This is a genomic window from Streptomyces sp. NPDC029151 (assembly GCF_055564315.1).
The window spans coordinates 258,069-274,443 of the sequence record NZ_JBVHWQ010000008.1; the positions used below are offsets into that span (position 1 = coordinate 258,069).

A 16,375-nucleotide genomic window follows, 5' to 3' on the forward strand; every position below is an offset into this window, starting at 1 on the left:
TACCTTCCTTTCTGCAAGGGGGTGTCGCCCTCCCGGTCGGGAGGGAGCCTTCGGCCGGCCGTCCCTACCGGATGGTCACCTTGAGGAGGCGGTCCTTGGCGACGCCGCGGTCGCTCGTGCCCATCCAGAGCTGGTCGGCGCCGGGGACCTTGGCCAGTGCCCGCAGCCGGCCGTAGGCGCCCTGGTAGTAGGCGGTCGCGTGGCCGACGTCCTGGCCGGTGGCGTCGATCGGGATGCGCCACAGCCGGTGGCCGCTCAGCGTGGTGGCGTAGATGACGTTGTCGACGATCGCGACCTGGGCGGGCACGCCTCCGTCGTCCGGGTCCCAGACCATCTTCGGGTTCGTCATCCCGGCGCGGGAGCAGGAGCCCTCACAGGTCGGCCAGCCGTAGTTCCGGCCCGGTTTGACGAGGTTGAGTTCGTCCCACTTCTCGGCGCCGATCTCGGTCGACCACAGGCGGCCGGCGCGGTCCCAGGCCAGTCCCTGGGGGTTGCGGTGGCCGTAGCTGTAGACGCGGGTGCCGAAGGGGTTCCCGGGAGCCGCGGCACCGGTCTTGGTGATCCGCAGGATCTTTCCGTTGAGGGACTTCTTGTCCTGGGCCAGTTCGCGCTTCTGGGCGTCGCCGGTGGTGACGTACAGGTATCCGTCGGGCCCGAAGGCGATCTTCCCGCCGTTGTGCTGGGTGTCCCTGACGATTCCCGTCAGGACGGGGGTGTAGCCGCTCAGTTCGTCGCCGTCGAAACGCATCTTGACCACGCGGTTGTCCGTGCGCGTGGTCTCCATGAAGAACACGTCCTTGTCGGACGTCCCGTTCCAGGTCGGGGACACGGCGACACCGAGCAGTCCGCCCTTGTCCTGCGTCTCCTTGCTCCACACCGCGTTCGGCACCGTGCCGGCCTTCTTCTTGGCGCCGTCCAGGGCGATCTTCCAGACCACGGCGGTGTCGCGTTCCGTCACCAGCGCCGCCTTGTGTCCGGGGAGGAAGGAGATTCCCCAGGGCGTCGTCAGGGTGCGGTTCAGCGTGCTGATCGAGGACGGTGCGCCGCCCGCGCGGGGAACGGCGGGCGGTTCCGCGGCCGTCGAGGGCGGTCCGGCCAGGCCTACGGCCAGGACGGCGGCGACGGCGGTGAGCGCGGCGGTTCCCAGCCGGGCCCTGTGCAGCGCCGAATGCGCCAAGCGTGACATCGTGATGCCTTTCCTTCGGTGTTTCCCTGGGGGGCACCCCCTCCGCATAGCAGTGAGCTTGCGTGCCGACCGGTCCGTCACCGGTCCACCGGCGCCGAGAAGTCCCTCCCACGAGTGACCGCCGTTCCGCAGGTGGGCAGGCGGCCTGGGGCGGACGGGGTACGCCGGGTCAGGGGGCCCGCGGCGGCGGGGAGGGGCAGCCCGCACGGCCCGCGTCGGGCAGCGGGGCGTCCGGGGTGCCGGGGGTGGTCGCGGGGCCGGCCGCGGGTGTCGTCGCCGGCTGCGGGGCGGGTGCCGAGGCGGGGCTCGGCCGCGGTGTCGTCCCCGGTGCCGTCTCCGGGCCGGGAGACGGGGTGCCGGGGGCCGGAGTCGGGGTCGGGGTCGGGCTCGGGGTCGGGCTGGGGTCCGGGGACCGGCCCGGCGCGAGGCACGGCGGCGGGGTGGAGGGGGAGGAGGGGGTGGCCGGGCGGGGTGCCTCGCTCGTGCCGCCCTCGTCGACGCAGTCGACGAACTGGACGAAGGGCACCTGGCCCTCGGTGCCGGCGGCGACGGCGAAGTCCCGGGCCGGGTGGCTGCGCAGCAGGCACATGTCGTAGCGGGCGAGCACCGGCAGGCGGGCCGGGGCGGCGGCCGGACGGTACTCGTGGCGGCCCACCAGCTGGCAGGAGTCGTAGCGGACCAGCGGACCGCGCGGGCCCACGGTGTAGCGGTGCGGGCGCACGTCGGCGGAGAAGTCCCGGTAGGCGAAGGCGGTGTCGTCGCAGTCGCTGAAGTGGACCGTGCCGCTGTTCCACACGCAGTCGATGACGACGACGTCCGGGTTGCGCACCTCGAAGCGGATGTCCTGGGCGTGGAACCGCTGCACGGAGTCGTGGTGCCGGGAGACGGGGAAGCGGAAGAACGTGCTGGTGGTGCCGTACTCCGGAGTGCTCTGGGGGCGTCTGTCGGTGATGATGTACGAACCGCCCCGGCAGGCGATGGAGCCCCCGTAGGGGAACTCCAGGAAGTTCCCCCACTCGTACTCGACCTTCATGTCGGTGAACCAGTAGTTGAGGAACTGGTCCTGGTCGTTCGGGTCCTGCCGGCTCTCCCGGGTCAGCCCCGCGTACAGGAACGCCCTGCGGTACCGGCCGCCGACCCGGCACGCCTCCCACCGCATCTCCGAGTTGGTGTCCGTACCGCTCAGGGCGAGCCCGTACTCCCACTCCCCCATCCACTCGCACTCGGAGAACCGGTAGTCCTGCGCCTGCCCGGTGGAGTACGAGTCGAAGAAGGAGGCGCCGGCCGTGGCCGAGCGGAACTGCATGCGTTCGAAGGAGAGGTTGGACCACACGTCCTGGTTCCGGCAGAGGAAGGAGCCCGGGCCGGTCTCGGGGCGGAAGACGAGGCTGGTCATGCGCCGGCCCGCGCCCGAGAAGCGCAGGCCGCTCGCGGGCCGCGGCGGTGCGACGCCGTTCAGCAGCGCGTGCGGCCGGGTGATCAGGTACTCGCCGGCGGGGACCTCGATCACCACGCGGCCGACCCCGCCGGTGACACGCGCGGCGGCCTGCGAGTAGGCGACCTCGAAGGCCCCGCTGTCGTCGGTCCGTCCGTCGCCCACCGCGCCCAGGTCGGCCACGTTGACGACGGTGTCCGGCTTGTCCGCCGAGCGGCCGAGGGCGGCCGCGCCGCGGGTGGACAGGGCCGTTGCGGCCAGCACCGAGGCGCCGCCGCGCAGCAGGTGCCGACGGCTGACACGGGACATCGGTCTGCCCCACTCTGTCATAATCGCCTTCTTTCCCGTGCTTTCTCCATCAAAGGAGGCAAATGACCGGGTTCATCGAGGTCTTCAGGCACATGGCGGCGGCCCAGAAGCCGGCGAGGGGGGTGTCGGCCTACACCCTGTTCGTCAACCGTCCGGCCGGCCGCTTTTTCGCCGCTCTGGCCTACCGGGTCGGTGCGACCCCCAACCAGCTGACCGTGCTCGGCGCCCTGTTCACCTTTCCGGCCCTGGCCGCGGTGGCCTGGGTGCGGCCCGGCCCGGGGATGTCGGCCGGTGTCTGTGCGGCCCTGGCCGTCGGGTTCGCCCTGGACGCGGCGGACGGGCAGCTCGCCCGCATCCAGCGCTCGGGCAGCCTGTCCGGCGAATGGCTGGACCATGTGCTGGACTGCGTCAAGCTGGTCACGGTGCACCTGGTGGTGCTGGTGTCGTTCTACCGGTTCTTCTCGCTGCCCGACCCGGCCTTCCTGCTGGCCCCGCTGCTGTTCGAACTGGCGGCCGTGGTCATCTTCTTCGCCGGGATCCTGACCGAGCAGCTCAAGCGGCACTCGGCCACCCCGGCCCCGGCCCGGCCCGCGCCGGCGCTGCGGGCCGTGCTGCTGCTGCCGGTGGACTACGGCGTCACCTGTGTCGCCTTCCTATTCCTGGGCAGCCAGCACGTCTTCCTTTCCGTCTACTGCGCATTGCTGCTGGCCCACCTCCTGTTCATGGCCGCCTACCTGGTCAAGTGGTTTCGCGAGCTGCGCCGAGACGATCTCCGGCGCCTTCTTCCGGGAGAGCAGCTCCAGTGAGCCGCGCAGCAGGGTGCTGGAGGTGTGCAGGGTGTAGGGGAAGTAGACGACCTCCACACCGACCTGTGCGAAACGCCGTTCCAGCCCCTCCCACTTGGGCGTGCCCCGCCAGTCGTCGCCCTTGAAGATGACGTGGAAGCCGAGCCGCTTCCACGTCTCCATCTTGTCCTCCTCCGACTCCACGACGGCGAGGTCGACGCAGCGCAGGCTGCCGACGATCTCCAGGCGCTCGGTGAGGGGGACGACCGGCGGCCGGCCCTTGAGCCGCTCGACCAGGTCGTCGGAGGTGACCCCGGCGATCAGGCGGTCGCACTGCCGGCGTGCCTGGCGCAGGATGTTGAGGTGGCCGATGTGGAACAGGTCGTAGACACCCGGGGCGAACCCGATGCGGGTCATCTCCATGCGGCACCCGCCGTCCCGCCCGTCGCCCCGCCGGGTACGGCCACGCGCAGCGCGGGAGACTTCGGCGAGGTGTTCGTCCCGTCCGACACCTGGATCCGGTACTGGTGCCGGGTCCCGGGGTCCACGGAGTCGGTGTGGCTCATCCACGGGCGGTCCCAGTAGGTGGAGGACTGCTTCTGCCGCGCGATCAGCCGGCCGTCGCGGTAGAGCCGGTAGGTGAGGGTGGCGTCGTCCCGGTCCCAGGAGGCCTGCCAGCGCAGGGTGACCTGTCCGGCGCGCGCGGCGGAGAGCGAGAGGGCGGGCACCGCCGGGGCACCGGTGTCGGGACCGGAACCGAAGCGGGTGAGGCCCTGCTGGGGCCTGCCGTTGACCCGGGTGAACTCGCCGCCCACCCAGAGGACGCCTTCGGCGACCGTCAGCGCACGGGGTCCCACCTTCTCCCCCGTCCCTTCGTCGGTGTCGGGAAACCAGTGCAGGATCCTGCTGGTCCCGGGCGACTGGGCCAGCAGGTGCTGCCGGTCCTGACGCTCGGGGAAGCCGCCCGGGGTCCCACTGCAGTCGTGGGCGTGGGAGGCGCTGTAGAGGACGCCGCGGTAGGGCAGGACCGCCTGGGTGGCGCCGTGGCAGGAGTCCTTCCACACCATCCGGTCGTCGTCCAGCCGGCCCGCGATACGGCCGTCGAAGATGCCCGCGCCGTGGCCCTCGGCGCCCACGTAGAAGCGGGTGCCGTCCTGCGCGATCGACTTCACCGACGAGCGGGGCGGCAGCCAGTCGGGGAAGGTGTGCCCGGTCGCTCCGGTGGTGGCGTCCAGGGCGACCAGGGCGTGGGCCGGGCGGCCGTTGACCGACTCGAAGTCGCCGCCGGCGTAGAGCTTCCCGCGCGAGGGCACGGCCGACAGCGCGCGGACCGGCGCGTCGACGTCCGCCCGGAACGGGCGCAGCGCGCCCTCGGGGGTGAAGGCGGCGATGTGCCGCCTGGTCCGGTCGCCGACCCGGCCGAAGTCGCCGCCGAGGTAGACCGTCCGGCCGGTGGTGTCGATGGCCCGGACGGTCGCGGAGAGCGCCGGCCGGAAGTGCTTGCGCAGGGTGCAGTCGGTCGTGTCCAGGGCCACGGCACTGGCCACACCGGTGGACCCCACCCGGCTGAAGGAGCCGCCCACGTACAGCACCCGGCCGTCCGGGGAGGCCTTGAGGGCGCGGACGGTTCCCTCGCCTCCGGTGAACGACGGGGCGCACGGCAGCAGGGCGCCGGTCACCGCGTCGAACGCGGCGAAGTTGCGGCGCGGGACCTCCCGTTCACCGGGTTCCGCGCCGGACGGCCGCACCGCGTCGAAGGTGCCCCCGACGTAGACGACACCGTGCGCGGAGGCCAGCGACCAGACGATGCCGTTCGTCTGCCATGTGGTCAGCGGGTCGGCGGTGAAGGACGCCTTGGGTTCGGTGGCGGCCACGGCGGCAGGGGGATGGAGCTGTACGGCGGAGCACAGGAGGGCGACGGCGACAGCCCTGGTCGCCGCCCTCGACGGGAGCTTTCTCAGGCGCAATGGACACCCCGGATGGCAGTGGTGTGGGCGACGCGCGGGGAATGACACGGGACCCGCCGGGCCCCGGCCGTGCGTCCCTGCCTGGGTTCACGCAGCGCGACGGCGCAGAACTCCGACCAGCTCACTCACTCCCAGCGGCCTGCGATACCACCACAAAGTAGTACCAAATACACACATTCCCAAGGTCATCCCGGCGGCGAGTCCCGACGGCGTGTCACCTTCTAGGAGGCGCAGCGCGGCCGGCACCACCGAGACCGCCAGGGCGGTGCCGAGGGCGGTGGTGTAGCCGCGGTCGACGGTCGTGAAGCCGAGGCGCAGCCGGACGAGCAGGGCGGCGGAGAGGTTCTCCACGACGATGGCCGCGCCCCAAGACACGGCGGCCCCCAGGACGCCCCACCGCGGTACGGCGATCAGACCGACCGTCAGCTGCACCGCGAACGCCGCGGCGGTGACGGCGAGGTGCCAGGAGCTCCTGCCGGACATCAGCAGCACGGTCTGGGCGTTGCCGACCGCGACGTTGACCATCGAGGCCGCGCACAGCACGACCAGGGCGGGCGCTCCGTGGACGAACTCCGGGCCGAAGACCGACAGCACCGTTTCGGGGAAGGTCGCGACGAGGACGAACAGCGGCCAGGAGAAGAGCACGATCCAGCAGGTCGAGACGCGGTGCAGCTGGCGTGCCTCGGCGACCTGGTCGACGGCGAGCAGCCGGCTGATCTGGGGGGCCACGGCGAGCCGGACGGCCAGTTGCAGCAGGGTGCCGGCGGTGACGACACGGCCGATCGCGGTGTAGACGCCCGCCTCGGTGCCGGTGGCCAGCGCGGACAGCAGGAGGACACCGACCCAGACCGCGCTGATGTCGAAGAGGGACGAGATCGCGCGGGGCGCCGAGAAGCTCCAGAAGGCCCGCCAGGGAACGTCTCCGCGTACGGCCGGGTGCGTGGTGCCGCGGGCGGCGCGGCAGCGGCGCAGGGCCAGCCAGGCGGCCACCGTGCCGGCCGCCGCGGGCAGCAGCCAGGCCGCGGCCAGGGGGAGCATGCCCGGGGCGCACGCGGCCACCGGGACGGCGATCAGCACGCGCAGCACGGGCTTGCCGATCTGCTCCACGCCGACGAACCCCACGACGGTGCCGTGGCCCTGTGTGGCGCTGAGCAGGAGGAGCCCCACGGTGGCGACGGGCAGGAACAGCCCGAAGAGCCGTACCAGGGTGACCGCGTCGGCGGGCCGCAGGTGGGGCAGGAGCGTGGTGGCCACCGCGGGACTCAGCAGCAGCGTCAGCGCGGCCGCCGTACTGGCCGCGACCGCGGGGACGAGGGCCGCGCGCAGTAGACCGCCCACCGAGCGGCCGCCGTCCACGGCGAGGTCGCGGGAGACGAAGCGGACGAGCCCGGAGTCGGAGCCGAGCTTGCAGGCGTGGCTGAGGATGGTGAACAGCGCGACGCCGGTGAAGACGGAGCCCGCTCCCCGCGCTCCGAGGGCGCGCGTGATCAGCCCCACGAAGACGAAGGCGAAGACGGCGTTGGTCGCGGAGCCCGCCACCCCCCACCACCCGCCCCGCGCGGTGGCGGCGATGCTGCTCGGGGCGGCGGGGGCGGGCGCTTGCGGGGCGGTCATCCGCGGGAGACCGAGAGGCTGTCGTCCTGCGCCGGCAGCTCCACGACCGGTGCGGCGGCCTCGGTTGCGGGGCGGCGCGCGGGGCGGCGGCGCAGGACGGAGCGGAGCAGTCCGTGCCGGGGGCCGCTGTCGAGCACGGCGCCGAGGAGGGTCCCGCCGGAGCAGCCGATCAGCTCCTGCGCCCGCCCGAGGTCGTCCCGCCGGGTGGTGTCGAGTCCCGTGACCAGCAGGACGCCGTCGACGCGGTGGGCGAGGGCCAGGGCGTCGGCGTGCTCCAGCAGCGGCCGGGTGACGACGACCGTGGTGCGGGAGCCGGCGTCGGCCGGCATCCGCTGGACGGCGGAGGTCCCGGCCGACCGGCCGGGCGAGTCCGTGCCGCCGGCGCAGCAGGCGAACCGCCCGGCGCTCCCGGCGTCGACCAGTCGGCCGCCCGCGGGCAGGGGGGAGGCCTCCTCGGGACCGCCGGCGTCGTCCGGCAGCAGCGGCAGCCGCGCGGTGAGGGCGGGCGTACCGGGGTCGGCGTCCACCAGCAGCACCTCGTCGCCGCACTCCGCGAGGGCCGCCGCCAGGTTCACGGCGACCTCCTCGGTCGCGGCACCGTGCCGGGGGGACACGACGAGGACGCGGCCGGGGCCGGCGGGCAGCACGGTCCGGCGCAGCCGGCAGGCGAGGGCGCGCAGGGCCTCCGCGCGGTCACCGCCCTGGCGGCCGACCGTCAGCAGTTCTCCGGCCGCCTCCTCGTCCTCGTCGCGGCCGGGGGGCAGCAGGCCGAGCACCGGGGCGCGCAGGGCGGCCCGGGCCTCGTCGGCCGAGCGGACCCGGGTGTCGAGGACGGAGCGCAGCCAGGCCAGCAGGACGCCGAGGGCGAGCCCGCCCGCCAGGCCGAGCGCGAGCAGGGTCGGCCGGCCGGGGACCGAGGGACCGCGGGGTGCCTCGCCGCGGCGGACGACGTCGCCTCCGTCGGTGTCGCGGGACCTGATGTCGACGATGCGCTTGTGCAGGGTGTCCAGCTCGCTCTGCGCGGCCTTGGCGGTGTCGTCGTCCGCGTCCTTCTCGGCCTCCTTCTTCCTGGCCGCCTGCACCGCGTCGATCTGCTGCTGCACGCTGCGGGTGGCCCGCTGTGCGGCGGCCTCGTTGCGGGCCTTGCGGTCGGCCAGGTAGGCCTCGGCGAAGGCGTTGGCGCCGCGCGCCGCGCGCGCCGGGGTGCGGGCGGTGAACTCGAAGCGGAGCACCTGGGACTTGGCCTGGTTGGTGATCCGCAGGTCGTCCTCCAGCGCGGCCGCCCTGCCGGGGGCCTGGCCCAGGAGGCGTGCCGCGCGGACGGCGACCGCGGTGCTGGCCGCGATCTGCTGCTCGGTGCCCATGCTGACCTGGTTGTCGGCGGCCACGCTGACCGCGCCGAACGGGTCGGCGGTGGAGCGTACGAGGACTTCGCTGGTGGAGGTGTAGGTGTGGGCGCGGGCGAGCGCCAGGGCGGCCCCGCCGAGCAGCCCCAGGACGAGACCCAGGGCGATGAGGGCGCGGTGGCGCAGGAGCCGGCGGAGCTGGTCGCGGAGCTGGTCCGGCTCGTCGTACCGGTCGGGGAGGTGGATGGGGCCGGTCACGGATGGCCTCCTGTTCCGGGGATCTGTGCGGGGCGGGTGGGTGTGGCCGGCGGCGCCGACGGGACGGGCCGCGGGGCGGGGGCCGAGCGGGTGGTGATGAGCAGCGGGACGGCCAGCAGCAGCGTCAGCGGGCCGACGATCCCGAGCAGGCTGCCGCGCAGGAAGACCATCTGGTAGAAGGCGAAGGCCGGGACCAGCAGGGCAGCGAGGGTGCCGGTCCGGCCGCGCAGCCGGTGGCGTACGTCGTCCATGCGCCGCCCGGCCGCGCCGAGCAGGAGGAACACGGCGGCCACGGCGGGCGGGCCGGCCCAAAGGTAACTCTCGATCCACAGCGGTGCCGAGAGGTTGAGGAAGTCGTAGCCGGCGTAGCGGGCCAGGGCGATCCCGGTGTCGTCCGGCTTGTCCGGCCACATCGAGCGCGGGATCCAGAACAGCACGGGACCCAGCGCGTCCAGCGGTGCGAACCCCTCGTCCCGTGCGAGGTCGACACCGGTCTGCACCTGCTGGAAGGCGTCGTAGTCGCCGTTGGCGGTGAACTGCGCGGTGAGGGAGACGACGGTGAACTGCTCCCGGTCGCTGTAGCGGAAGTAGTCGCTGTAGGGGAAGACCAGCAGCACGGCCGCCATGAGGGTGGCCGCGATGGCGCGGAAGGCGCGGGGCCGGCACAGCCGGGGCACGGAGAACAGCAGGGCCATCAGGACCGTGCCGACCCAGAACCTCGGTTTGCTGACGGGGTTGTTGACGACGACGTTCAGTGCGAGGAGGAGCGGCAGCACCAGCCGGCGGACCCCGCGCAGCACCCGGTCGCCGCCGGGGACGCGCGGTACGTGCAGCAGGCCCAGCAGCGCCCAGAACGCGGGTACGGACAGGGACCAGCTGCGCAGGGCCGCCAGGAAGGCGTCGCCGGAACCGTCCGTCAGGCCCGCCTCGTGCAGCGCCTGGCGGCTGGTGAAGTAGGCGCGGAGGCCGCCGGGTTGGCCGGGGACGAGCAGGACGGCCAGGGCCAGGGCGAGTCCGCACAGCGAGAGCAGGCGCCAGGGGGCGAGGCGTCGGCCCAGCAGGCGTTCCGCCGGCCCCGGTGCGGAGGCGGCCGCGCGGGTGCGTTCCCGGCGGGCGGCGAGGGCGGCTCCCGCGGTGTGGGCGAGCAGCCCGAGTTCGACGACGGCCACGGCGGTGAGGGCGGTGCCCTGGCCGGTCCGGTAGGGCCACGGGTAGGTGTCGGTGGCGAGCTGGGCCAGGGGGGCGAGACCGAGCCAGATGTAGGCGAACATCCAGAAGCCCAGGGCGACGAGCCGCACCGTCGTCGCGGTGAGCACCCGGACGAGGGCCGATCCGGTGTGCGCCACCACCACGGTCTGCGCGACGAGCGCGACCGACGGGCGGGTGCCGCCCGTCGACAGGAGCAGCCCCGGCAGCAGGACCAGCAGCGCCAGGGCCCAGAGGGAGACCGCGACCGCGCTGCGGGCGGGTGCCTCCCCTCCCGGCGACTCCTGCACCATCGGGTATTTCATCTGAAAGCTCATCAAAGGGTTTATATCGCCCGTTATTCGCCGAGTCGGACAGGCGCGCGCGGCTCCGTCATCGGGTGACGCGGGCGGAGCGGTCGGCGTGCCATAAGCCTAAAATCAGGACAAATGTGCATTCCTAGTCGCGTCAGGTCATCAGATCTTCGGACAGAGGAGTTGCCCATGGACAAGCAGGTCGACGTCGTCGTTGCCGGGGGCGGGGGGTTCATCGGGGGCCATCTCGTGGGTTCACTGCTGGCCCAGGGGCTCACCGTCCGCTCCATCGACATCAAGCCCCGGCAGGAGTGGTACCAGGTCCACGACGCCGCGGAGAACGTGATCGCCGACCTGTCGCTGCTGGAGAACGCGCGCGCGGGCGTCCGGGGCGCGCGGCAGGTGTACATGCTCGCCGCCGACATGGGCGGCATGGGCTTCATCGAGAACAACAAGGCCGCGTGCATGATGTCCGTGCTGACCAGCACCCACATGCTGCAGGCCGCGCACGAGGCGGGTGTGGAACGGTACTTCTACTCCTCCTCCGCCTGCGTCTACGCCGCCGGGAAGCAGAGCGACCCGGACGTCACCGCGCTCCGCGAGGAGGACGCCTACCCGGCGCAGCCGGAGGACGGCTACGGCTGGGAGAAGCTCTTCTCCGAGCGCATGTGCCGCCACTACACGGAGGACTACGGCTTCACGACCCGCGTCGCCCGCTACCACAACGTGTACGGCCCGCACGGCACCTGGGACGGCGGCCGGGAGAAGGCACCCGCCGCGGTGTGCCGCAAGGTGGCCGAGGCGGTGCTCTCCGGGGACCACCGCATCGAGATCTGGGGCGACGGCCTGCAGACCCGTTCCTTCATGTACATCGACGACTGCCTGCACGGCACGCAGATGATCATGGCCGGGGACAGCGGCGTACCCGTCAACCTCGGCTCCTCGGAGCTGGTGACCATCAACCAGCTGGTCGACATCGTGGAGCGGATCGCGGGCATCCGCTGCGAGCGCAGCTACCGGCTGGACGCCCCCCAGGGAGTGCGCGGCCGCAACTCCGACAACACCCTGATCCGCGAGATCCACGGCTGGGAGCCGTCGGTCTCCCTGGCCGACGGGCTGGAGAAGACCTACGCGTGGGTCTACGACCAGGTCAAGCGCTCCCACCAGTGACGCCGATGAGAATCCTCGTCCACGACTACAGCGGCCACCCCTTCCAGGCGCAACTGAGCCGGGAGCTGGCGCGCCGCGGCCACGAGGTCGTCCACTCGACGTGCACGGCCTACGTCTCCGGCAAGGGCGACCTCGCCTCCGACGTCTCCGGCCTGCGCTTCGCCACCATCGGGGACGGCGTCCGGCTGCGCAAGGAGGCCTACGTCCGCCGGCTCGGCCAGGAGATCCGGCTGGGCCTCGAACTCGCCCGGCAGGTCCGCCGCGAGAAACCCGACGTGGCGCTGCTGTCCAACCTGCCGATCCCGGTGCTGGTGGCGGCCGCGGCCGTGCTGGGCAGGCTGCGCATCCCCTGGGTGCTGTGGCACCAGGACGTGACCGCGGTCGCGCTGAAGAGCTTCGCCGCCGGCGGTGTCGCCCGGTCGATGGGGCTGGCGGCCAAGGTCTTCGGGGCCGGCGAGAAGTGGTCCGCGCGACAGGCCGCGGCCGTCGTGGTGATCGCCGACTCGTTCGTGCGGGTCCACGAGCAGTGGGGCACCGCCGGCAAGGTCACCGTCATCCCCAACTGGGCGCCGCTGGACGAGATCGTGCCGGTGCAGCGGTCCAACGCCTGGTCGGCGGAGCACGGTCTGGACGACGTGCGGACGGTGCTGTACTCGGGCACGCTCGGGCTGAAGCACAACCCCGAGCTGCTGGTGCGGCTGGCCGAGCGGCTGCGCGACCGGGGGAGCCCGGTACGGCTCGTCGTCGTCAACGACGGTCCCGCCGTACCCGTGCTCCGGGATACCGCCGCCGCGCGGGGCGTCGAGCTGACCCTGCTCCCCTTCCAGCCCTACGAGCGGCTGTCCGAGGTCCTCGGCACGGGTGACGTCCTCGTCGTCCTGCTGGACCCGGACGCCGGGCAGTTCTCGGTGCCGTCCAAGACGCTGTCCTACCTGTGCGCCGGGCGGCCGGTGCTCGGCCTGATGCCCGCCGACAACCTCGCCGCGCGGCTGCTCCGGCAGGCCGGCTCGGCGGTCTTCCCACCCGGCGAGCAGGCCCTGGAAGACGCGGCCACCTGGATCCGGGACCTGCTGTCCGACCCGGCCCGGGCCGAGCGGCTGGGCAAGGAGAGCCGCGCCCTGGCCGAGCGCGAGTTCGCCCTGGAGTCCTGTGCCTCCCGCTTCGAGACCATCCTCCAGGACGCGGCCGGACACCGCCGCCGGCCCTGACCGGCCCCCCTTTCCCGTGGCCGGCCGCGACACGCGGTCGGCCACGGGCACGCCGGCCGGTCCGCCCGCCGGAGCAGCCGTGCGGCGGGGCACCGGGCGGTGACCGGGACCGGGGCGCGGCCTCGGCCGGTCAGCCGGCCGGGCCGGCGGCGGCGGTCTCCTGCCGGGGGCGGCCGTCGGCCGGGCGTGCGGCCCGGTCCGTGCCGGTGCCGGTCCGGTAGATCTCCTCCAGACGGTCCGTCACCGCCCCGATGGAGTACACCTCCTCGACGACCCGGCGGCCGGCATCCGCCATCCGGGCCCACAGGGCCGGGTCGGTCAGCAGGCGGTGGACCGCCGCCGCCATGGACCCGGGGGTGCCGTCGGTGACCAGGGCGGCTCCGCGGCGGGCCAGTTCGTCGGCGATGCCGCAGGTGTCGGTGCACACCACCGGCGTGCCGGCGGCCAGCGCCTCGATGACGGTCATCCCGAACGGCTCGTTCACACTGGACAGCACGTGGACGGCCGCCGACCGGTACGCCTCGCGCGCGTCGGCCGGGTCGAGCGCACCGCCGTAGCGGACCACGCCCGCGGGCCCCTCCTCGATGAGCCGGCGCACGGCGGGCAGCGAGCCGTCGTCCGGGCCGTACAGCGTGAAGCGGGCCTCGGGCATCGTCCGGTGGACCAGCGCGGCCATCTCCACGAAGGCCTCGGGCCGCTTCCGGGGATGCAGCCGGGCCAGGAACAGCACGTGCGGCCCGCGCGGCCGGCGTGGCTCCGGCTCGGGCGGCCCCGGCCGGATCCCGTTCGGCAGGATCCGCAGCGGCGGACCGTCCGGCCCCAGCACCCGCGCCACCAGCCCGCGCTCCTGCTCGGTCAGCACGCAGCAGGCGCGCGCCCGGCGCAGCAGCGGCAGGTACAGCAGGTCGAACAGCCGGACGGGGAGCGCGGTGCGCGGCTCGACCATGCCGTGGGTCTGGGCCACGCACGGCACCCGGCGCAGGGCCGCCACCGCGAGGGCGGCCAGGGAGACCAGGTCGCGGCCCGCGTGGACGTGCACGACCTCGGCGTCGCGCGTGGCCCGCCACAGGTCGCGGACGAGAAGGGGGTGCAGCAGGCCGATGAAGCCCCGTCCCGGCAGCAGCGTGCGGGCGGGGCGGGAGCGCAGCCGTACGGTGCCGACGCGGTCGGGTGCCCGGCCGCCGCCCCGCCACAGCGAGACCAGTGTGACGTCGTGGCCGCGTGCGGCCAGCTCCTCGCACTGGGCGACCGCGACGCTCGGCGGACCCCCGAAGGCACCGTCGTCACTGACGAGCGTGACCACGTGGAGCAGTCTCATGCCGTACGTCCCTTCGTGGTCAGGACCGCCCCGGGCGCGAGGTCCCGGTGGGCGACGGCCCCGGCGCCCACCACGGCGCCCCGGCCGACGGTCACCCCGCGCAGGACGACGGCACGGGCCGCGACCCAGCTGCCCGGCTCCAGCCGGACGGGTCCGTTGTCGAACTCGAAGGTGGCGGACCGGGGGCTGTGGCCGCCCGTGCATAGCAGCGCGCCCTGGGAGACACAGCAGTCGTGGCCGATCGTGACCGGTTCGAGGTTGAGGACCCAGGCGTTCTCGCCGATCCACACGTCGTCGCCGATCTCCAGCTTCCACGGCCAGTGCACCCGCACGCCGTGCCGGATCAGCACCCGCTGCCCGACGCGGGCGCCGAAGGCGCGCAGCAGCGCCGGCCGCCAGCGGTCCGGGCACCACCACTTGACGAAGACCAGGTGGAGGACGGCGAACCAGGCGGCCTGGACGAGCAGGGGGCGCCCCTTATCGTAACCGGCGCCGGTGAATCCGCGCAGGGATCTCTCCACGACGGGCCGGTGCGGGGCGGCGGCGGTCTGCGCCATGACGGTGTTCCTCCCGGTTCCTTCCCGGATCCTCCCGGCCCTTCCCGGTTCCTTCCCCAGGTCCGGGGTGTGCGGCTCGGTGGTCCTCCGCGTGATCCTTCATGCCGCGGGAGGGGAAGCCGCCGCCATCGGCGCGTGTTGGCGGCAGGCCTGCCCGGATGGAGGAACTTCAGTAGGCGCCCTGGCCGTTCAGCACCGCGCGCACGGTGCGGGCCATGACGTTGATGTCCATGGAGGGGGACCAGTTGTCGACGTAGCGCAGGTCGAGGGAGACCGTCTCGTGCCAGGACAGGTCCGACCGTCCGCTCACCTGCCACAGCCCGGTCAGGCCCGGTTTGACGTGCAGCCGGCGCAGCTCCACCGGGTTGTACCGGGCGACCTCCTCCGGCACGGGCGGCCGCGGGCCGACCAGGGACATGTGGCCGAGGAGGACGTTGAACAGCTGGGGGAGCTCGTCCAGCGAGTAGCGGCGCAGGACGCGTCCGAGGGGGGTGACGCGGGGGTCGCGGCGCATCTTGAACATGTGGCCGTCGTGCTCGTTCGCCGCCTCCAGCTCGTCCTTGAGGCGGTCCGCGTCGACCACCATCGTGCGGAACTTCCACATCGGGAACGTGGTGTTGTCCTGCCCGACGCGGGTCTGGCGGTAGAAGGCCGGGCCGGGCGAGCCGAGCCGCACCGCCAGCGCCAGCAGGAGCAGCAGCGGCGACAGCAGCACGATCAGCAGCAGCGCGCCCACGCGGTCCACGGCCGACTTCAGCAGGGCCGGCAGGCCACGGCGCAGCGGCGGCGCGATGTGCAGCAGGGTGAGCCCCGACGCCGAGGTCAGCCGGACCCGGCGGCGGGCGACCTCGATGATGCCGGGCAGCACGACGATCGGGCACCCCCGGTCGTGCACCGCCCAGGACAGCCGGCGCAGCCGTTCGCCCGCCAGGTGCGGGCCCGGCACCACGAAGACCAGGTCGGCGCGGAGTTCGTCCACCGCGCCGAGCACCGTCGTGGCGTCCTGGCCGGGCGCCTGGGGCTCCTCGCGGGGCAGCCGTACGTACACCGGGACACCGGAGAGCACCTCGTCCTCCCCGACCGGGCAGCAGCCCACGATCACGTACTCGTGGTCGGTGCGCTGGGCCAGCTGCCCGACCACCGCGTCGATCGTCGGTCCCTCCCCGACCACCACGACGTGCCGCAGGGCGCGTCCGCCGCGGCGGGCGGCCAGGAGGTGGCGGTGGACCACCTTGTGGCAGGCGGCGGTGAGCACCAGGGCGGGGATGAGCGCGGTGAAGGCCTCGGCCGGCACGCTCTGCAGCCCGCACAGCACGCGCAGCGTCGCCAGCGCGCCGACCAGCAGCAGCCAGTCGCGCAGCACGGCCCGCAGGCCCCCGCCGTCCCCCCAGGCGGACGGCGTGTACCGCTTGCCGGCGACTCTGATGAGCGGCCACAGCAGGGCGGCGGCGGCCGCCAGACGCAGCGGGTGGGGCTCGTGGACCTCCACGATCGCCGCCGCGACCGGAAGGGCCGCGCCGGCCAGGTCCACACCGACCGAGAGGGGGCCGTACCAGCGTGCCTGGGTGCCGTCCGGATGGGCGGGCCGGCGGGGCACGGAGAGCGGCGCCTGTCGGGATGCCGCGAGTCTGAAGGGCCGCATGCCTCTCCTTAGGGGGCTCCAATCGCAGACAACGGGCGCGGCCGCACCGCCCGCAGGGGCTGGTCACGCCTTCATGTGATC

Annotated in this window: 12 protein-coding genes and 1 pseudogene; 3 read left to right on the forward strand and 10 right to left on the reverse strand. The window is 73.6% G+C overall.

Annotated elements, in window-relative coordinates; translation table 11 throughout:
• Nucleotides 1-64: 64 nt before the first annotated feature.
• Complete coding sequence (locus tag ACZ4VF_RS28335) at nucleotides 65-1,177, reverse strand: PQQ-dependent sugar dehydrogenase (protein ID WP_467929454.1); 1,113 nt, start codon at nucleotides 1,175-1,177, stop codon at nucleotides 65-67.
• A gap of 178 nt (nucleotides 1,178-1,355) precedes the next feature.
• Nucleotides 1,356-2,930 (reverse strand): glycosyl hydrolase family 28-related protein, encoded by a 1,575-nt coding sequence (locus tag ACZ4VF_RS28340; RefSeq protein WP_467929456.1) that lies wholly within the window; start codon nucleotides 2,928-2,930, stop codon nucleotides 1,356-1,358.
• Nucleotides 2,931-2,992: 62 nt separating this feature from the next.
• On the opposite strand from ACZ4VF_RS28340, the gene ACZ4VF_RS28345 reads away from it, so the two are divergent.
• Nucleotides 2,993-3,736: a CDP-alcohol phosphatidyltransferase family protein gene (locus tag ACZ4VF_RS28345; RefSeq protein ID WP_467929457.1), complete on the forward strand. Its 744-nt coding sequence runs from the start codon at nucleotides 2,993-2,995 to the stop codon at nucleotides 3,734-3,736.
• A gap of 15 nt (nucleotides 3,737-3,751) precedes the next feature.
• Here ACZ4VF_RS28345 and ACZ4VF_RS28350 read toward each other — a convergent pair.
• The 5 genes and pseudogenes from ACZ4VF_RS28350 to ACZ4VF_RS28370 form a co-directional block, all read right to left on the reverse strand.
• Nucleotides 3,752-4,138: pseudogene (locus ACZ4VF_RS28350) on the reverse strand (FAD synthase family protein); the annotation flags it as partial.
• Nucleotides 4,129-5,589, reverse strand: coding sequence for a fibronectin type III domain-containing protein (locus ACZ4VF_RS28355; protein ID WP_467929459.1), 1,461 nt, complete (start codon nucleotides 5,587-5,589; stop codon nucleotides 4,129-4,131). The gene ACZ4VF_RS28355 and the pseudogene ACZ4VF_RS28350, both read right to left, overlap by 10 nt.
• Before the next feature lie 180 nt (nucleotides 5,590-5,769).
• Nucleotides 5,770-7,296, reverse strand: a complete 1,527-nt coding sequence (locus ACZ4VF_RS28360) for a lipopolysaccharide biosynthesis protein (RefSeq protein WP_467929460.1) — start codon at nucleotides 7,294-7,296, stop codon at nucleotides 5,770-5,772.
• Nucleotides 7,293-8,900, reverse strand: a complete 1,608-nt coding sequence (locus tag ACZ4VF_RS28365; protein ID WP_467929461.1) for a hypothetical protein — start codon at nucleotides 8,898-8,900, stop codon at nucleotides 7,293-7,295. Before ACZ4VF_RS28365 ends, ACZ4VF_RS28360 begins: the two co-directional genes overlap by 4 nt.
• A complete protein-coding gene (locus tag ACZ4VF_RS28370) occupies nucleotides 8,897-10,423 on the reverse strand; it encodes a hypothetical protein (RefSeq protein WP_467929463.1) in 1,527 nt (508 codons plus the stop codon). The genes ACZ4VF_RS28365 and ACZ4VF_RS28370 overlap by 4 nt, the downstream gene beginning before the upstream one ends.
• A 165-nt stretch (nucleotides 10,424-10,588) precedes the next feature.
• On the opposite strand from ACZ4VF_RS28370, the gene ACZ4VF_RS28375 reads away from it, so the two are divergent.
• Both ACZ4VF_RS28375 and ACZ4VF_RS28380 read left to right on the forward strand, forming a co-directional pair.
• Nucleotides 10,589-11,569: an NAD-dependent epimerase/dehydratase family protein gene (locus tag ACZ4VF_RS28375; RefSeq protein WP_467929464.1), complete on the forward strand. Its 981-nt coding sequence runs from the start codon at nucleotides 10,589-10,591 to the stop codon at nucleotides 11,567-11,569.
• A gap of 5 nt (nucleotides 11,570-11,574) precedes the next feature.
• On the forward strand, nucleotides 11,575-12,777 hold the full coding sequence (locus ACZ4VF_RS28380) for a glycosyltransferase family 4 protein (protein ID WP_467929465.1): 1,203 nt from the start codon (nucleotides 11,575-11,577) through the stop codon (nucleotides 12,775-12,777).
• A gap of 130 nt (nucleotides 12,778-12,907) precedes the next feature.
• On the opposite strand, the gene ACZ4VF_RS28385 is transcribed toward ACZ4VF_RS28380, so the two are convergent.
• From ACZ4VF_RS28385 to ACZ4VF_RS28395, 3 genes are all read right to left on the reverse strand, one after another.
• The gene (locus tag ACZ4VF_RS28385) at nucleotides 12,908-14,095 is read right to left on the reverse strand and encodes a glycosyltransferase family 4 protein (protein ID WP_467929467.1); all 1,188 of its coding nucleotides are present in this window, start codon (nucleotides 14,093-14,095) and stop codon (nucleotides 12,908-12,910) included.
• The gene (locus tag ACZ4VF_RS28390; RefSeq protein ID WP_467929468.1) at nucleotides 14,092-14,652 is read right to left on the reverse strand and encodes a DapH/DapD/GlmU-related protein; all 561 of its coding nucleotides are present in this window, start codon (nucleotides 14,650-14,652) and stop codon (nucleotides 14,092-14,094) included. The genes ACZ4VF_RS28385 and ACZ4VF_RS28390 overlap by 4 nt, the downstream gene beginning before the upstream one ends.
• Nucleotides 14,653-14,821: 169 nt before the next feature.
• Entirely contained in the window at nucleotides 14,822-16,183 is a 1,362-nt protein-coding gene (locus ACZ4VF_RS28395; protein WP_467929658.1) for a sugar transferase, read from the reverse strand.
• Nucleotides 16,184-16,375 lie beyond the last annotated feature (192 nt).